General features: G+C 67.4%; 16 protein-coding genes. 7 read left to right on the top strand and 9 right to left on the bottom strand.

The genetic code is table 11. The features are described from left to right. Positions 1–5 precede the first annotated feature (5 nt). The 8 genes from LXE91_RS24125 to LXE91_RS24160 form a co-directional block, all read right to left on the bottom strand. On the bottom strand, positions 6–1244 hold the full coding sequence (locus LXE91_RS24125) for an MFS transporter (protein WP_039349999.1): 1239 nt from the start codon (positions 1242–1244) through the stop codon (positions 6–8). Next, positions 1241–2521, bottom strand: a complete 1281-nt coding sequence (locus LXE91_RS24130; protein WP_039349995.1) for an MFS transporter — start codon at positions 2519–2521, stop codon at positions 1241–1243. Before LXE91_RS24130 ends, LXE91_RS24125 begins: the two co-directional genes overlap by 4 nt. Beyond that, positions 2518–3564, bottom strand: a complete 1047-nt coding sequence (locus LXE91_RS24135) for an amidohydrolase family protein (RefSeq protein WP_039349991.1) — start codon at positions 3562–3564, stop codon at positions 2518–2520. The genes LXE91_RS24130 and LXE91_RS24135 overlap by 4 nt, the downstream gene beginning before the upstream one ends. A 10-nt stretch (positions 3565–3574) precedes the next feature. Continuing rightward, positions 3575–4726 carry a porin gene (locus LXE91_RS24140; protein ID WP_039349988.1) on the bottom strand — a complete coding sequence of 384 codons (1152 nt, stop codon included), beginning with the start codon at positions 4724–4726 and terminating at the stop codon, positions 3575–3577. A 46-nt stretch (positions 4727–4772) separates the two neighbouring features. After that, entirely contained in the window at positions 4773–6152 is a 1380-nt protein-coding gene (locus tag LXE91_RS24145) for an MFS transporter (protein WP_039349985.1), read from the bottom strand. An 85-nt stretch (positions 6153–6237) separates the two neighbouring features. Then, positions 6238–7167 (bottom strand): SMP-30/gluconolactonase/LRE family protein, encoded by a 930-nt coding sequence (locus LXE91_RS24150; RefSeq protein WP_039349982.1) that lies wholly within the window; start codon positions 7165–7167, stop codon positions 6238–6240. 21 nt (positions 7168–7188) lie between these two features. Further along, positions 7189–8136: an NAD(P)-dependent oxidoreductase gene (locus LXE91_RS24155; protein ID WP_039349979.1), complete on the bottom strand. Its 948-nt coding sequence runs from the start codon at positions 8134–8136 to the stop codon at positions 7189–7191. Continuing rightward, positions 8136–8834: an RraA family protein gene (locus tag LXE91_RS24160; protein WP_039349976.1), complete on the bottom strand. Its 699-nt coding sequence runs from the start codon at positions 8832–8834 to the stop codon at positions 8136–8138. The genes LXE91_RS24155 and LXE91_RS24160 overlap by 1 nt, the downstream gene beginning before the upstream one ends. Positions 8835–8999: 165 nt before the next feature. Between LXE91_RS24160 and LXE91_RS24165 the strand changes: the two genes are divergently transcribed. The 5 genes from LXE91_RS24165 (at position 9000) to zwf (ending at position 14123) form a co-directional block, all read left to right on the top strand. Then, positions 9000–9710, top strand: coding sequence for an IclR family transcriptional regulator (locus tag LXE91_RS24165; protein ID WP_039349972.1), 711 nt, complete (start codon positions 9000–9002; stop codon positions 9708–9710). A gap of 187 nt (positions 9711–9897) precedes the next feature. After that, positions 9898–10536: an acrylate utilization transcriptional regulator AcuR gene (acuR, locus tag LXE91_RS24170; protein ID WP_039349969.1), complete on the top strand. Its 639-nt coding sequence runs from the start codon at positions 9898–9900 to the stop codon at positions 10534–10536. A 45-nt stretch (positions 10537–10581) separates the two neighbouring features. Continuing rightward, positions 10582–11565, top strand: a complete 984-nt coding sequence (acuI, locus tag LXE91_RS24175; RefSeq protein WP_039349967.1) for an acrylyl-CoA reductase (NADPH) — start codon at positions 10582–10584, stop codon at positions 11563–11565. An 85-nt stretch (positions 11566–11650) separates the two neighbouring features. Next, positions 11651–12229: a peroxidase-related enzyme gene (locus LXE91_RS24180; RefSeq protein ID WP_039349965.1), complete on the top strand. Its 579-nt coding sequence runs from the start codon at positions 11651–11653 to the stop codon at positions 12227–12229. Positions 12230–12647: 418 nt separating this feature from the next. Beyond that, complete coding sequence (zwf, locus tag LXE91_RS24185; RefSeq protein WP_039349957.1) at positions 12648–14123, top strand: glucose-6-phosphate dehydrogenase; 1476 nt, start codon at positions 12648–12650, stop codon at positions 14121–14123. Positions 14124–14224: 101 nt separating this feature from the next. Here the strand turns inward: zwf and LXE91_RS24190 are convergent, their stop codons facing one another. Further along, positions 14225–15166, bottom strand: a complete 942-nt coding sequence (locus LXE91_RS24190; RefSeq protein ID WP_039349954.1) for a LysR family transcriptional regulator — start codon at positions 15164–15166, stop codon at positions 14225–14227. 111 nt (positions 15167–15277) lie between these two features. Between LXE91_RS24190 and LXE91_RS24195 the strand changes: the two genes are divergently transcribed. After that, positions 15278–16480 (top strand): MFS transporter, encoded by a 1203-nt coding sequence (locus LXE91_RS24195; protein WP_039349950.1) that lies wholly within the window; start codon positions 15278–15280, stop codon positions 16478–16480. 13 nt (positions 16481–16493) lie between these two features. Further along, on the top strand, positions 16494–17453 hold the full coding sequence (locus LXE91_RS24200; protein ID WP_039349947.1) for an LLM class oxidoreductase: 960 nt from the start codon (positions 16494–16496) through the stop codon (positions 17451–17453). The last annotated feature ends 21 nt before the right edge of the window (positions 17454–17474 follow it).

The raw sequence follows: 17474 nt of genomic DNA on the forward strand, positions 1-17474 counted from the left end.
TCCGTTTATTGTGCGCCTGAGCGCGTTCCTGTGAACCGTTGCCACGCGATGACCGCGATGACGCCGCACGCGAGCACGGCGGCCATGGCGGCGAAGGTGTGTCGCACGCCGAGCGCCTCGGATGCGCTGCCGACGAGCAGATAACCGAACGGCATCGTGCCGTTGTAGGCCATGCCGTACATCCCGACGAGCCCGCCGCGCACGTGATCCGGACACTGGCGCTGAATGGTCGCGTTCGTCGACGTGGCCGCGAACGTGAGGCTGAAGCCGAGTGCATAGAACGCGGGGATCGATCCGGCCGCATCGGTCGCCGCGGCCAGCACGGCCAGCGCGCCGACGGCCGTCCACGGCGCATACGCGATGAACCGGTGCGACGCGCGCGGCCCGACCGCCGACGACAGCAGCACCGCCGCGCTCAACGAGCCGGCGCCGGCGCACGCGAAGAACACGCCGGTAAAGCGCGCGGCGTCGTGAAAGCCCTGGTCCGCGAGCAGCGGCACCAGTGTCTGGTAGCTGCCGGCGAACAGGCCGATGCACGCGAGAATCGGCAGATAGCGGGCCGAGAACGCATCGGACAGCACGTAGCCGACCGCGTCGCGCAGGCCGCTGTCCGCGCGCGACGGGCGGTCCGCCGCCGCAGTCCGGATCGACCGCACGCATGCCGCCATGAAGCACAGCGCGAGCGCATAGATCGCAAACGACGTCCGGGGCCCGAGCGTCGGATAGACGAAGCCGGCGATGGTCGGGCCGACCATGCGCCCGACGTTGTAGACCATCGTGTTCATCGCGACCGCGTTGGAGGTGTGGGTCGCATCCTGAAGGCTCGTCAGCAGCAGCACCTGCCGCGCCGGCGTTTCCACCGCGCTCGACACGCCGATCGCCAGCGCATGCGCGAGGATCAGCTTCACGCCGAGCAGGCCGAGCAGCGACAACGTGAAGAGGCTGCTCGTCAACACCAGCGACGTCGCCAGCACGCAGAGCGTCACGCGCCGCGCGTTGGCCGAGCCGATGCGGGAGCCCGCCACCGGCGCGACGATCAACTGCGGCCCGTACAGCAGGAAGTTGAGCAGCGCGAGGATCGCCGCCGAGCCGGACAGGTGATAGATCAGCAGGTTCAGCGTGACGTTCTGCGTCCAGCTGCCGAGCACCGATGCGACCTGCCCGCTCAGGTAGCGCCGCAGCGACGCCTCGGTCAATGCGGGAAACAGCCTGTTCACCCACCCCGCTTGCGTTGCCACGTTCATGACAGCGCCTTCCCGCGAGTTTCGGGCGCGACCAGCACGACCGCAGCTGCGGCGACGAATGCGACGATCGTCGTCGCGAGTCCGAGCACGAAGCCGCCCGACGTCGACGCCAGCGAACCGATGACCAACGGCGCGATGAAACCGCCGAGCCGGCCGCCGTTGTATGCGAGGCCCATGAAGAAGCCGCGCGAGGCGGTGTTGCCGATAATCTCCGCGAGGAACGGGCCGGCACCCGCGAAGATGCCGTTCACACTGAATCCGGTCAGAAAGATCGCGGCCATCAGCAGCAACGGATTCGCCGACACGATATACACGCCGACCGCCATCGCGCCGACCAGCAGGTAGGCCAGGAACATCGGCCGCCGGCCGAGCCGGTCGACCCATGCCGAGAACAGCAGGAATCCGGTGATCGCGCCGAACTGCAGCGCCAGCACGAACTTCAGGCTATGCACGAAGTCGAGGTGCTTCACCGTGACGAGGAACGTCGGCGTCCACGTGAATACGCCCCAGTACAGGTACTGCAGAAAGAAGATGAAGCAGAAAGCGGTGAGCAGGCCGCGCACGTTCAGCTTCTCGCGGCTTGCCGTGCCGAGCGTGCGGGCCTGCGACTTCGCGTGCCTGCGTTCGAGCCAGATCGGCGATTCCGGCGTCTTGCGCGCGACCCAGAACAGAATGAAGAACGGCGACGCGCCGATCAGGAACAGCACACGCCAGCTGTCGCCGGCCAATCCGCCATGCGCGGCGCCGACGATGCCCGAGATCGCGATCGCGAGAATCGCGCCGATCGGCAAGCCCATCTGCATCAGCGCGCCGCCCTTGCCGCGCCGGCTCGGGTGCCAGGTCTCCGCGATGAGCGCCGCGCCGGCGGTCCAGGTTCCGCCCATGCCGAGCGCGCCGAAAAAGCGCAGCGCGGCGAACGAATGCGCATCGGGCGCAAATGCGATCAGGCCGGAGAACAGCGAGTAGATGCCGACGCAGAGCAGCGCGGTGCGCACGCGCCCGATCCGGTCCGACACGAAGCCGAACAGAATGCCGCCGACGATCTGTCCGGCCGCCGTGACGCTCGTGAACATGCCGAGCTGCGCCTTGCTCAGCCCGAACTGCAGCGCGAGCGTCGGCAGCAGCAGCGACAGCAGGAACGAGTCGTAGCTCTCGAACGTCCAGCCGAGCCCCGCGAGCGACAGCGAACGCCACTCGATATCGGTCACGCGCGTGAACCCTTTCTCCGCGGCTGCGGAATCGATGTCCTGTGTGGCCACGGTTGCACTCGTCTTCATCGGTTGTCTCCGGGAATCGCGACGCGATACGTCGATGCGGCCGTCCGGCTGAACAGCGCGGCCTTTTCATCGGCCGACATCGCGGACGCGAGTCGTTTGAAGGCGTTCCACAGCACGCGATAGCCGAACATCCCCTTGTCGACGGGGAAGTTGCTCTCGAACATGCAGCGTTCGACGCCGAAGAGGTTGACGCAGGTGTCGAAATACGGCTGCCACGCGGCCGCCAGTTCCTGCGACGACGGCGGCAGGTCGCGCGTGGCGAAGTCGAAGCCGAATACGCTCATGCCCGCGCCACCGAGCTTCATGCGCGTGTTCGGCAGCGCGGCGAGACGCGCGAGTTGCCGTGTCCATTGCGCATGGACTTCCGCGCGTTGGCCGGCATGCGGACCCACGCCGAGCGGACCGCCGAAATGGTCGATGACGACGGTGACGTGCTCGCATGCGCGCGCGAGTTCGTACAGGTCGTCGAGCTGCGTGTGATAGACCCACGCGTCGAGCGACAGCCCATAGCGGCCGAGCGTCGCCACGCCCCGCCGGAAAGCCGGATCCGACATCCGGTCGCGCGGCGGCGTCACCGGGCTCGATCGCACGTCGGCGCTCGCATGCCACGCGAGCGGATTGCGAATCCCGCGCAGTCGCCCGCCGGATACCTGCAGCATCGTGTCGAGCACCGCATCGAGTTCCGCGCCGAGCGACAGATCGGCGCCGCCGACGATGGCCTCGCAGCACCGCGTGGGGCCGTATGCGCCGCTGTCGAACATCGCGGCGACGCCGCTCGCGAACGCCACTTCGCCCACCGGCTTGAATGCCTCGGGCCCGCTTGCACGCAACATCGATCGACACTGCACGTAGACCGTCGACACGACCCGATGTCCGCTGCGCACGTCCGCACCGAACTCGTCCGCGAGATAGCGACCGGTCTGGCGGTCCCACAGGTGGTGATGGGCGTCGACGATGGCAAGCTCGGGTTCGAGCACCGGCTCGTCGCGCAAGGCGAGCCACGCGGGCCGGACGGGCAGATGGGGCGCGTGAACGGTCTGCATCGCACGCGCCTCAGAACTTCTGGCGCATGCCGATCACCACGCCCGTCTGGTTGTGATCGGGCGCGACCGTGCCGTAGCCGTTCACGCCGAGCGCGGAGCCGCCCTTGTTGCGCGCGAAACCCGCCGTCGCGTAGATATCGGTGCGCTTCGACAGCAGATAGTCCGCGCACAGCACGGCGAGCCACGGGTCGGCACTCGTCGAATGCACGTCCTGGTAATAGGCCGTTGCCGTGACCACGAACGCCGGCGACACCGCGTATTGCGCGCCGGCCCAGTACAGGTTCGCCGCGCCGGCTTCGGAACCGTTCGCGAGACGGATCGGGTTCGCCGGCAGGAACGCGTTCGACGCCTGAAGATAGCGATAACCGGCGAATCCCTTCACCGGTCCGATCGCATACGATGCGGCGGCCGTCGCGCGTCGCTCGGCGCCCGTGTTCGTCGCGACGGTGTTGCTGTTGCGCTGCTCGTACGACACGCTCGCGGCGAGCGGCCCTTGCGCGAAAGTCAACGCCCCGCTGAAGAAGCGGCCGGTGAGTTGCGCGCCCGGCACCTCCGCGCCGTACCCGGTGTCGTAGCGGGTGCTATACATGGCCTGCGCCGTCAGCGGGCCGAACACGCCGGTGTACTTCGCCGAATTGTCGATACGCGCGGCCGCCGCGTAGTCGAGCGACAGCAACGAATACCGCGACGACGCGCCCATCGGGTCGAAGGCCACGGCCTGTTCGTAGAAGAGCGAATTCTGGCGGCCGAACGTCAACTGCTGGCCGCGGTACGCCAGCCCGACCCACGCCTGGCGGCCGAAAATTCGCGACGTCGTGGCGGCATTCGAACCGAGGCCTTTCGTCGACTGCGCGGTCGTGCCGTCATTGATGTTGAAGCCGTCTTCCAGCTGGAAAATGGCTTTCATGCCGGCGCCGAGATCCTCGACGCCCTTCAATCCCCAGCGCGAACCGGACAGGTTGCCCGACACTTCGCGCGTCTGCGCGCCGCCGGTACTCGTGTTGTTGATGTGCTCGATGCCGACGTCGGCAATACCGTACAGCGTGACGCTGCTTTCTGCCTGGGCGGCACCGCACCACGAGGTCGCGCTCGCGACGGTGATGGCGCCGAGCACGAAGCGGGAGGTCGGGCGGGTATTGCGGCTGGCCTGATTCGACAACATGGAGTCTCCAAACTGTTTTTTATGGGTAGGTCGGACGAAGGAAAATTCACGGCTCGCGGGCGACAGGCGCTTCGCCGGCGCCCGAGCCCGGATCGCCGAGCCAAGCGATGGTCAACGCGCCGAGCAGCAGCACGCCCGACACGGCGATGAGCGGCGCGGTGAAGCCGCCGGAGAATTGCTTGAGGGCGCCGATCAGCGACGGCCCGACGAAGCCGCCGAGATTGCCGACCGACACGATCAGCGCGAGCCCGCCCGCGGCGGCCCGGCCGGTGAGGAATCCTGACGGGATGGCCCAGTACGTCGCCTGGAACGCGAGGACCCCGCTCACCGTGACGCACAGCGCGATCAGCTTGAAAACCGGCGCATGAATGAAGGCGCTCGCACACAACGCCACGGCGGCGACAGCCAGTGCGCCTGCGACATACGGAATGCGGTGGGCCGCGCGATTGGCGAGACGCGCCCACCAGAGCATCACGACGGCGCCGATCGCATACGGAATGGCCGTCAGCCAGCCGACCACCGCGTGTTCGACGCCGAACTGCTTGATGATCTGCGGCATCCACAAGCCGACGCCGAGCGAGCCGACGATCCCGCAGAAGTTGACGAACGCGAGCACGAACACGCGCCAGTTCGTCATCGCGTCGCGCAGTTTGCTGCCGTGCTTCGCGCCGATGTCGCGCTGCTCGAACGCGAGGCGCTTCGCGAGCGACGCCTTCTCTTCGTCACTGAGCCACGCGGCTTTCTCGGGACGGTCGGCCAGCACGAACAGACACGCGATGCCGAGCATCACCGCAGGGACGCCTTCGATCAGCAGCAGCCACTGCCAGCTGCGCAGCCCGTGCAGGCCGCCTAGTTCGAGCAGCGCACCGGAAATCGGCGAGCCGATCATGTTCGCGACGGGGATGCCGACGAGGAAGGCGGCCGTCACCTTCGCGCGCCACTTGCCGGGAAACCAGTGCGTGAAATACAGGTAGATGCCGGGCGTGAACCCCGCCTCGGCGAGCCCGAGCAGAAAGCGCGCCGCCGCAAAGCTTTTCGGTCCGACGACGAACGCCGTCGCCATCGAGAACAGGCCCCACGTGATCATGATTCTCGCGATCCACACGCGCGCGCCGACCTTCTGCATGATCAGGTTGCTCGGAATCTCGAACAGGAAGTAGCCGATGAAGAACAGGCCGGCACCGACACCGAACTGCTCGGCCGTCAGACCGAGATCCTGGTTCATCGTGAGCGCGGCAAAACCGACGTTGGTCCTGTCGAGATAGCTGATCACGTAGCAGACGAAGATGAACGGCAGAATGCGCCGGAACGCCTTCGCGAGCGTGCGCTCGCTGGCCGCGTAATCGTCGCCGGCCAGGCGCTCCGCGGACGATGCGTCGGCGCGCGGTGCGTCATCGCCGGCACGCAGCGCGTGCGAAATGGTCATGCTTGTCTCCTTCGTCGCGCGACTGGCGGCGCGATCTTTCGGCATACGGGCGGGAAACCGGCGAGCGGCTTCCCGGTTCGCGGTTTCAGTCCTTCTTCGCTGACTGTTTCGGCAGCGGGCCGGCAATGCTCATGTCCGCTTTCAGGACGGAACCGGATGTCGATTCGGTGATGAAGAGCGTCTTCATGTCGGCGCCGCCGAAGCACACGCTCGTGAGCGACGCCCCTTTCGGCCCGGTCAGGATCTCGACGGGCTCCGCGCAGTGGTTGAGCACCCACACACGGCCGAGCCCCGGATTCGCGACGAACAGGCGGCCTTCGAGATCGACGGTGAGGCCGTCGGGGCCGCTCGGCCCGTAGGACGTGAAGAACTGGCTGACCTTGGTGACCGATCCGTCGGCCTGCAGCGGCATGCGCCACACCGCATTGCCGCGCGTCATCGCGACGAACAGCACCTTCTCGTCGCGCGACAGCACGAGCCCGTTCGGGCTCGGGCAGGTGCCGAGCAGCATGTCGAGCTTGCCGTCCGGCGAGAGCCGATACACGCGGCCCGTCGGATCGTGCAGCCCGGTCTGCCCCTGGTCGGTGAAATAGATGTTGCCGGCCGAGTCGAACGTCAGGTCGTTCACGCCCTTGAAGCGCTCGGTGTTGCGGCGCTCGAGATACGGGCGAATTTCACCGCGCTCGATATCGAGCAGCATCAGGCCGTTCCGGTAGTCGGTGATGATCAGGTGCGCTGCGTCGAAGCGCTTCATTCCGTTGGGCTCGCCGTCGTATTCGACGACGAGATCCCAGTCGCCCGACGGCGAAATGCGGAAGATGCGCCCGTGCGGAATGTCGGTCACGAACAGATAGCCGGCGGGATCCCACACCGGCCCTTCGAGAAACGAATCGGTGACCATGCCGCCGCGATTCGCGCGTGCCCATTCCGTGCGGACGTCCGGCTTGCGAAACTTCTCCGGCATGCGCGTGAACACGTCGGCTTCGCGCACGTCGGGGTTCGTCAGATAAAACATGCGTACCTCGATGTCCAGGGTTCAAGCCGCGCTGTGCGCGCGTTCGTCGAGCACCGCGAGGACGTTGGCCGCCGCACCCTTGCCCATGTTCACGTACGCGGCATCGCTCACGCCGCCGACATGCGGCGACAGAATCACGTTGGGGATCTGCTGGAACGGGTGCGGCACCGTCATCGGCTCGACGTCGAAGCTGTCGAGCCCGGCCGCACGCAAGTGGCCGCTCGCCAGCGCGTCGGCCAGCGCGGCTTCGTCGATCAGGCCGCCGCGCGCGGTATTGACGAGAATCGCCCCGCGCTTGAAACGCGCGAGCGTGTCGCGGTCGAGCATCCGGCGGTTGTCGGCCGTCAACGGACAATGCAGCGACACAACGTCCGACGCCGCGTACAGCGTGTCGAGCGGCACGAGCTTCACGCCGGCGGGCGCTTCCTTCGCGAACGGATCGAACGCGAGCACCTTCATGCCGAACGCCGTGCCGATCGCGGCCACGCGCCGGCCGATCGCACCGAGCCCGACGAGGCCGAGCGTGCGCCCGTCGAGTTCGACGGACTTGTGCGTCGACTTGTCCCAATGGCCTTCGCGCATGCGGATGTCGAGTTGCGGAACCGACTTCGCGCACGCGAGCAGCAGCGCCCACGCGTGCTCGGCGACGGCGGCCGCATTCGCGCCGACCGCGGCGCGCACCGCGATGCCGCGCGCGGCAGCTGCGTCCTGATCGATCACGTCGATGCCGCTGCCGTGCTTCGAAATCACCTGCAGGTTTTCGGCGGCGTCCATGATGCGGCCGTTGACCTTGCCGTACCGGACAATGATCGCGACCGGCTTGTGCTGGGCGCAGAGCGCCACGATGTCGTCCTCGGTCGGTTGCTTGCCGGCGAACACGACGTCGAACTGGGCGAGCATCTCGAGCGCTTGCGGCGCAAGGTCGGCGGCGGTCACGAGGACCACGGGCTTGTGCGAAGCGATCTGCATCAGAGTGCCTCGCCCTCGGCCAGCATGCCGGCTGCACGCAGCTCCTTCTCGATCCAGCCCGGACGAAGGTCGCCCTTGTGGATCGCTGCGATACGCGCGGTTTCGAAATCGAGCTTTTTCTGCGCCAGATCGACGATACGCGCGACGTCGGCGCGCGCAATGACGACGACGCCGTCGGCGTCGCCGACCACCAGATCGCCCGGATTCACTGCCGTGCCGCCCAGCGAGATCGGCGCATTCACGCGCCCCGCGACGCTTTTGGTCGGGCCGCACGGATTGAGGCCGGCCGCGAAGACCGGATAGTCGCCGTTGGCCAGTTCGTGCGCGTCGCGCACAGCGCCGTCGATGACGATGCCGGCGATGCCGCTCGCCTTCGCCTGCGCCGCCATGATTTCGCCGAGCAGCGCGCACGAGATGTCGCCCTTGCCGTCGACCACGACGACGTCGCCCGGTTTCGCGACGGCGAGCGCCGCATGGATCGCCAGGTTGTCGCCCGCGCGGACTTCGACCGTGACCGCCGGGCCGGCGACCTTCATCTTCGGCGACAACGGCCGCACGCGGCCATGCACCGTGCCGCGGCGGCCCGCGACGTCGGCGAGGATCGCGGCCTGGTAGCGCGCGGCAGCCTGAACGAGTTCCGGCGAGACGCGTTCGATGTCGCGGGTGATCGGCGAAGGGCTGGCGGATGGATTGCTCATGATTCGACCTCAGGTTGTGCGTTGTACTCTGTACAACACTGGTGTACATGGTGAAATCAATATAACCAGAGGAGACGCGTCATGGCACTGGCGTTTACCCTTTTACGTGGTAAACCAGCGTTTTACTCTGTACAATTCCAGGTGAATGTCGACCGGAGAAAAGGAATGGGAAACGACGGTGTCGTTGCCGTGGAAAAGGCGCTTTCGCTGCTGGACTGCTTCAAGCCCGGCGCCGAATCGCAATCGCTCGCGACGCTGTCGCAGGCATCCGGCATGCACAAGACGACGGTCTATCGGCTGATGAACTCGCTGGAGCGAATGGGCTATGTCGTGCGCGCGCAGTCCGGCAACTATTCGCTTGGGCATCGTGTGCTGTACCTCGGCAAGCTGTACGAGCAGTCCTTCCATCTGTCCACGGTGGTCGAACCGGCGCTGCATGCGCTGGCCGCGCTGACGAAGGAAAGCGCATCGTACTACGTGCACGACAGCGGGCACCGGCTCTGCCTGTTTCGGGTCGAGCCGTCCGAAGGCCTGCGTGAAACGCGGCTCGCGGGGACGATGCTGCCGCTCGATGACACGGCCATCAGCCAGGTGATCCGTTTCTGGGGACTCGGCGAACCGATCTATGACAAGCCGCCGGCACTGCCCCTCTTCACCGCGGGTGCGCGCGATGTGCACACGGCAGCGTTCGCGGTGCCGGTTTTCGGCGCCGGCGACAAGTTCATGGCGGCGCTGACGCTTTCCGGTCCGGCATCCCGCCTCAGTGTCGCGCACGAGTCGGGCGAGCTGGATCGACCGCAGCTGGATGCCGCCGCCGATCTATCGCGGAAGCTGGGCGCGAGTGTCGCGCTCTGCGAGCACATGTACGGCAGCTGATCGCCGCTTTGGCAAAGGCCGGGTTCAGGCGGACGTGCCGTTCGTCGCCTGCCCGCGGACACGTTCGCACGACGCCACGCGCGGGCCGGGGCATGACACCTGCAGCGCAGCACCGACGCGACGGCCCGTCCGACCGGCCTGGCACACGGGCCATTGATTTTTGAGACGAACGGTCTATTATTCCGCCATGGACGCTCGAATCGATCCGCCTCGCCGCCGCGGCAGGCCGCCCAAGCAGCACGACGACCTCGTCGCCACGCGTGACATGCTGTTGCGCACCGGGCTCGAGATCCTCACCGAAAAGGGCTTTTCCGCCACCGGGCTCGACGAGATCCTCGGGCGCGCCGGCGTGCCGAAGGGCTCCTTCTATCACTACTTCGACAGCAAGGAAGCGTTCGGGCTCGAACTGATCGACCGCTACGCCGAGTTCTTCGCCCGCAAGCTCGACCGCCATTTCAGCCAGCCGGAACGCTCGCCGCTGGCGCGCGTGCGCGCGTTCGTCGACGACGCCCGCGACGGCATGGCCCGCCATGCATACAGCCGCGGCTGCCTGATCGGCAACCTCGGACAGGAAATGGGCACGCTGCCGGAAAGCTTCCGCGCACGTCTGCGTGCGACGTTCGAAGACTGGCAGCACCGTCTGGCCGAATGCCTGCGCGCCGCGCAGCAGGCGGGCGAGCTGGCGGATTCGGCCGACCCCGCCGAGCTGGCCGCGTTCTTCTGGATCGGCTGGGAAGGCGCGGTGCTGCGCGCGAAGCTCGAACGCAGCGATGGGCCGCTCGTGCTGTTCGCGCAGTTTTTCTTCAATGGATTGCCTCGCCGCTGAATTTTTTTACCATTTATTAGACGATCGGTCTAAAAAGGAGGACGCATGTTCCAGGGCATCGTGATCGACAAGGACGAAACCGGCCAGCACGCGCGGCTGCATACACTGGACGACGCGCAGTTGCCCGCCGGCAACGTGACGATCCGCGTGGGCTATTCGACGCTGAACTACAAGGATGGGCTGGCGATCACCGGCAAGAGCCCGGTCGTGCGCAAGTTCCCGATGGTGCCGGGCATCGATCTGGTCGGCGAAGTCGAAGCGAGCACGCACCCGGATTACCGCCCCGGCGATCAGGTCGTGCTCAACGGCTGGGGCGTCGGCGAAACGCACTGGGGCGGCCTCGCGCAGAAGGCGCGGGTCGACGGCGACTGGCTGGTGCCGCTGCCGTCCGCGTTTTCGGCGCAACAGGCGATGGCCATCGGCACGGCCGGCTACACCGCGATGCTGTGCGTGATGGCACTCGAGCGGCACGGCGTGCGCCCGGATGACGGCGAGATCGTGGTGACCGGCGCGGCCGGCGGCGTGGGCAGCGTCGCCACCGCTATCCTCGCCAGGCTGGGATACCGCGTCGTCGCGGTAACGGGCCGCCCCGCCGATGCCGACTACCTGCGGCAGCTCGGCGCGGCGGAGATCCTGGAGCGATCGCAATTCAGCGAGCCCGGCAAGCCGCTCGGCAAGGAACGCTGGGCCGGCGCCGTCGACGTGGCGGGCAGCCACGTGCTCGCCAACGTGTGCGCGACCACGCGCTACCGCGGCGTCGTGACGGCCTGCGGCCTCGCCGCCGGCATGGATTTCCCCGCGACAGTCGCGCCGTTCATCCTGCGCGGCGTCACGCTCGTCGGGATCGACAGCGTGATGTGCCCGCGCGCCGAGCGGCTGGAGGCGTGGCGCCGGCTCGCATCCGACCTCGACGTCGAAAAGCTGGGCGCGATCAGCCATCAGGTCGGCCTGGGCGACGTCATCCCGCTTGCAGGGGAATTGATCGACGGCAAGGTGCGCGGCCGCATCGTCGTCGACGTCAACGCGTGACGCCGCTGACGACCACCCGCGCCACTTCAATCGGACGGCGGCTCGCGCGTCGAGTACGCCCTCGCCACGTTATCCAGGAGACCTCATGACCGCCGCAAACACCGCACCCATCAGCCGCTTTCCCGTGCCCGCGCTCGAAGACTTGCCCGAGGACATTCGCGAGCGCATCACAGCCGTCCAGGAAAAGTCGGGCTTCATCCCGAACGTGTTCCTGACGCTGGCGCATCGCCCGGACGAGTTTCGCGCGTTCATGGCGTACCACGACGCGCTGATGGACAAGCCCGGCAATCTGAGCAAGGCCGAACGTGAAATGATCGTCGTGGCCACCAGCGCCGTGAACCAGTGTCAGTACTGCGTGATCGCGCACGGGGCGATCCTGCGGATTCGCGCGAAGGACCCGCTGATCGCCGACCAGGTCGCCACGAACTACCGCAAGGCCGACCTCACTGCCCGGCAGAAGGCGATGCTGGACTTTGCGATGAAGGTGTCGCAGGCCGCGCATCTGGTGGGAGAAACGGACTTCGCCACGCTCGAGTCGCATGGTTTCATCGAAGAAGACGTGTGGGACATCATGGCGATCTCGGCGTTCTTCGGGATGTCCAACCGCATCGCGAACGTGACGAACATGCGGCCGAACGCGGAGTTTTACGCGATGGGGCGTTGAGCGCACGCGAACCCTGGCATTCCACATGCTTTTCAGTAACTCAGTCGTCAAAAGTTACCAGGCTCTCATCTTATCCCTTGAGGAACGCTCGGAACGCTCACGAGCCACATCCTGCCGATCACCTCCAGCCCCGCTGCACTGGCAGCCTCTCCACGCGCTTCGCGCACGATCGCAGCACGCGGGCGGCGCGGGCCCTCACGCACTGGGCCGCACGGCCGCTCGCCGCTCCCGGCGAGCCAACCCGATGTCAGCGCTCACTCCTGTACCTTCGACGGCAATACGCCGCCCGGCCGCTTCGCGACAGTCAACGGACCCACACGCAATCCATCAAAAGCGTGCACTATTAGGGTTTTGCCGTACCGGCGCCCGACGCCTCGACGTTCGTTTCACGTTCCCCGTTTCAAACCGCGAACCTCCCATGACGAATCAGCCTACCCAGACCGCGGCCGACCGGCCCGTCGACATGATCATCTTCGGTGGCGGCGGCGACCTGGCCGCCCGCAAGCTGTTGCCCGCGCTGTACATGGCGCACCTGCACTGCAACCTTCCGCCCGAGACGCGCATCATCGCGGTCGGCCGCCGCGACTGGGGCATCGACGGCTATCGCAAGTTCATGGACGAGCAGTCGCGCCCGTTCATCGACGAAAAGGCGTTCGATCCCGCGGCCTGGAGCCGCTTCCTCGACCTGTTCAAGTACGTGCTGATCGACGTGAACGCACCGGACGACTACCTGCGGCTCGCGGAAGCGGCGCGCGGCGACGCGATCCGCGTGTTCTACCTGTCGACGTCGCCGGAGCTGTTCACCACCATCTGCGACAACCTGTCGGCCGCGCACCTCGTCGACAAGCACTCGCGCGTCGTCCTCGAAAAGCCGCTCGGCCACGATCTCGCGTCCGCGAAGGCGATCAACGATGCGGTCGGCAAGCACTTCGAGGAATCGCAGATCTATCGGATCGACCACTATCTCGGCAAGGAAACCGTGCAGAACCTGATGGTGCTGCGCTTCGGCAACCCGATCTTCGGGCCGCTGTGGCAGGCGCCGAGTATCCGCAGCGTGCAGATCACGGTGGCGGAGACGGTGGGGGTCGGCAGCCGCGCGGGCTTCTACGACCATACCGGCGCGCTGCGCGACATGGTGCAGAACCACCTGCTGCAACTGCTGTGCATCGTCGCAATGGAGCCGCCGGTGTCGCTCGACCCGGACGCGGTGCGCGACGAGAAGCTGAAGGTGCTGCGCTCGCTGCGGCCGATGGCGGCGGCGGACGTCGCGCGCGACACGGTGCGCGGCCAGTACACGGCCGGCGCGGTCGACGGCCAGCCGGTGAAGGGCTATCTCGAGGAAGACAACGTGCCGGCGGACAGCCGCGCGGAAACCTTCGTCGCGCTGCGCGCGCACATCAACAACTGGCGCTGGGCCAACGTGCCGTTCTTCCTGCGCACCGGCAAGCGGCTGCAGCGCCGCCAGTCGGAAATCGTGATCGAGTTCGCGGACATGCCGTTCTCGATCATCCCGACCGGCCCGCGCCACTACAGCAACCGCCTCGTGATCCAGCTCCAGCCGGAAGAGTCGATCCAGCTGCAGATGCTCGCGAAGGAACCGGGCAGCGGGATGAACATGGTGCCCGTGAGCCTGAACCTCGACCTGCAGCAGGCGATTCCGGAGCGGCGCGCGGAAGCGTACGAGCGTTTGCTGATCGACGTGATCCGCGGCCGCCTCACGCACTTCATGCGCCGCGACGAGCTCGAAGCCGCGTGGTCGTGGGTCGAGCCGATCCTCGACGGCTGGAAGGAGCTCGGCGACCGGCCGCGCCTGTACACGGCCGGCACGTTCGGGCCCGCGGCTTCGTCCGCGCTGCTCGCGCGCGACGGGATGTCGTGGTCCGAAGAGGCGTAACCGCCACGCGACGGCGTGCCGGAATACGGCACGCCGGATCGCACGTCAAATCCCGCATCAAACCGCACGGGGCGTAACCTGCCCCGTCGTCCCGGCCGCCGTTACCGCGGCTCCATCCACGACGCCGCCTTGCGCCGCCCCGGCGCATCATTGCCGCTGCCGCCCAGCGCTTCGATCAGGTAATCGACGAATGACGCGATCCGCGACGAGATCGCGGTATTGCGGTAGTACACCGCGTGGATCGGCTGCTCGACCTCGAGCGTCTGGCGCGCAAGCACCTGCACGAGCCGGCCCGCCTCGCGATCCTGCGCAGTCATGAAATCCGACAGGCAGACCACGCCCGCACCGTCGAGCGCGAGCTGCCGCAGCGTCTCGCCGCTCGACGAGCGGATGCCCGGCTCGATGCGGCACGGCTCGCCGTCGGTGCCGAGGATCGGCCACACGTTCAGCGATTCGGGCTGCGTGAAGCCGAGCAGCGTGTGCTTGCCGAGATCCTCCACCTTGCGCGGCTGGCCGTGCGCCGCCACGTACGCGGGGCTCGCGAGCATGCGGATCCGGCTGGTGCCGATGCGCCGGCTGTGCAGCGTCGAATCCTTCAGCCGGCCGATCCGGAACGCGACGTCGGTGCGCCGCTCCAGCAGGTCGATGATGCCCTCGTTGCTGTTCAGCTCCAGCTCGACTTGCGGGAAGCGTTCACGGTAGCCGCGCACGAGCGGCACGATCACGTGCAGCATGAACGGCGTCGCCGCATCCACGCGCAGCCGCCCCGACGGCATCTCGCGGCGTGCGAGCATCTGCTCTTCCGCCGTCTCGACCGATTCGATGATCGCGCGCGCGTCCTGCAGGAACGCGCGCCCTTCCTCGGTCAGTTCGAGCCGGCGCGTGGTCCGGCGCAGCAGCGTGGTCTTCAGCTTTTCCTCGAGCCGCCCGAGCGTGCGGCTCGTCGCCGACACCGTGAGGTCGAGCTGCTGCGCGGCCGCCGTGATCGAACCGGAGTCGACCACGGCGGCAAAGGCCTGGAGTTCGTCGAGCGTAATCTTCATCGCAGCATTCTTGATTTCAAATCAAAACAATTTGGTTTATAAGCCTGTTTTTCGGCAAAAGTAAAGGCGGCACACTGCGCTCCATCCTCACCGGACCCTGGAGCACCCATCATGCCACTCGCCCTGCTTGCGCTGACCATCAGCGCATTTGCCATCGGTACCACCGAATTCGTGATCGTCGGGCTGATCCCGACGATCGGCGCCGACCTCGGCGTCAGCCTGCCGTCCGCCGGCCTGCTCGTCAGCCTTTACGCACTGAGCGTCGCGATCGGCGCGCCGCTCCTCACCGCGCTCACCGGCCGCGTGCCGCGCAAGACCCTGCTCGCCGCGCTGATGGCGTTGTTCACCGTCGGCAATCTCGTGGCCTGGCAAGCGCCCGGCTATGAATCGCTGATCGTCGCGCGCATCCTCACCGGCCTCGCGCACGGCGTGTTCTTCTCGGTCGGCTCGATCATCGCGACCACGCTCGTGCCGAAGGAGAAGGCCGCCAGCGCAATCGCGACGATGTTCAGCGGGATGACCGTCGCGTTCGTCGCCGGCATTCCGCTCGGCACCTTCATCGGCCAGCACTTCGGCTGGCGCGCGACGTTCCTGGTCGTCGCGCTGTTCGGCCTCGTCGCGTTCGTCGGCGCGGTGGCCTTCGTGCCGCGCGGATTGCCGCAAACGGCGCCCGCGCCGCTCGCCCGCCAGTTCCGCGTGCTCGCGCAGCCGCGCCTCCTGCTGGTCTATGCAATGACGGCCGTCGGCTACGGCGGTTCGCTGATCGCGTTCACGTACATGGCCCCGCTGCTCGAGCAGATCGCCGGTTTCACGCCGTCGCAGGTCAGCCTCGTGCTCGTCGGCTACGGCGTGTCGGTCGCGTTCGGCAACGTGTGGGGCGGCAAGCTCGCGGACGCCGTCGGCCCCGTGAAAGCGCTCAAGCGGATCTTCCTGCTGCTCGCGATCGTGCTGCTCGCGCTCACCTTCACGATTCACGTCAAATGGCTCGCCGTGCTGACGATGCTCGCGTGGGGTGCGGTGGCGTTCGGCAACGTGCCGGGCCTGCAGGTGTACGTCGTCAAGCAGGCGCGCCACTTCGCGCCCGACGCGACCGACGTCGCATCCGGCTTCAACATCGCCGCATTCAACCTCGGCGTCGCGGGCGGCTCGGCACTGGGCGGCGTGATCGTCGCGCACGTCGGCCTCGGCCATACGCCGTGGATCGCGGCGGCCGTCACGCTCGGCGCATTCGCACTCACCGCACTGAGCGGCCGGCTCGACCGCAGCGCGGGCCTGCCGGAACGCACGGCGGAACCCGTCCAGCTCGCGCACTGAACGGAGCCCGACCATGTCCACTTCACTCACGGCACTCGACACACTCGCAGACGGCAGCTTCAGCATCGGCCTCGAACTGCCGCTCGACAACGACTGGTCGCCGGCCGGCAACGCGAAGCGCCAGCACGACCGTCGCTACCCCGGCGTACCCGACCTCGCGCGCCATGCGGCGCTCGCGCAGCGGGCCGATACGCTCGGCTTCCGCGCGCTCTGGGTGCGCGACGTGCCGGTGTACGACCCCGCGTTCGGCGACGCCGCGCAAGTGTTCGAAACCTTCTCGTATCTCGGCTACCTCGCCGGCATCACGAACGACATCCTGCTCGGCACGGCGGCCGTCGTGCTGCCGCTGCGCGAGCCGCTGCTCACGCTGAAATCGGCCGCGACGATCCAGGAACTGAGCGGCGGCCGCCTGCTGCTCGGCGTGGCCAGCGGCGACCGCCCCGTCGAATATCCGCTGTTCGGCCGCGACTTCGCGTCACGCGGCGCGAATTTCCGCGACCAGATCGCGCTGCTGCGCGACGGCGCGCGCGGGCATCTGCCGCCCGGCCTCGACGTGCTGCCCGCCGCCCGCACCCCGCTGCCGCTGCTCGTCGCGGGCCTCGCGCAGCAGACACCCGCGTGGATCGGCGAACACATGGACGGCTGCCTCGCGTATCCGGGCACGCCGGACGACCACCGGCAGCGCGCCGCGAACTGGCGCGCGGTGGCCGGCAACAAACCGTACGTGAGCTTCATCCACCTCGACCTCGCGGAAGATCCGCGCGAACCGCTGCAGCGGCACCGCTTCGGCGCCCGCGCCGGGCGTCTCGCGCTCATCGAGGAGCTGGCGGACATGCGCGACGCAGGCGTGCAGCACATCGGCCTGCATTTCCGCCGCAACCGGCGGCCGCTCGACGAGACGATGGCCGAGATCGCGGCAGAGGTACTGCCAGTGTTCCATGCGGTTGAAAACGCACGGCCGCACGTTGCATGACGCCGCCGAAATCCACTTCCG

This window comes from Burkholderia contaminans, assembly GCF_029633825.1.
Classification (GTDB): domain Bacteria; phylum Pseudomonadota; class Gammaproteobacteria; order Burkholderiales; family Burkholderiaceae; genus Burkholderia; species Burkholderia contaminans.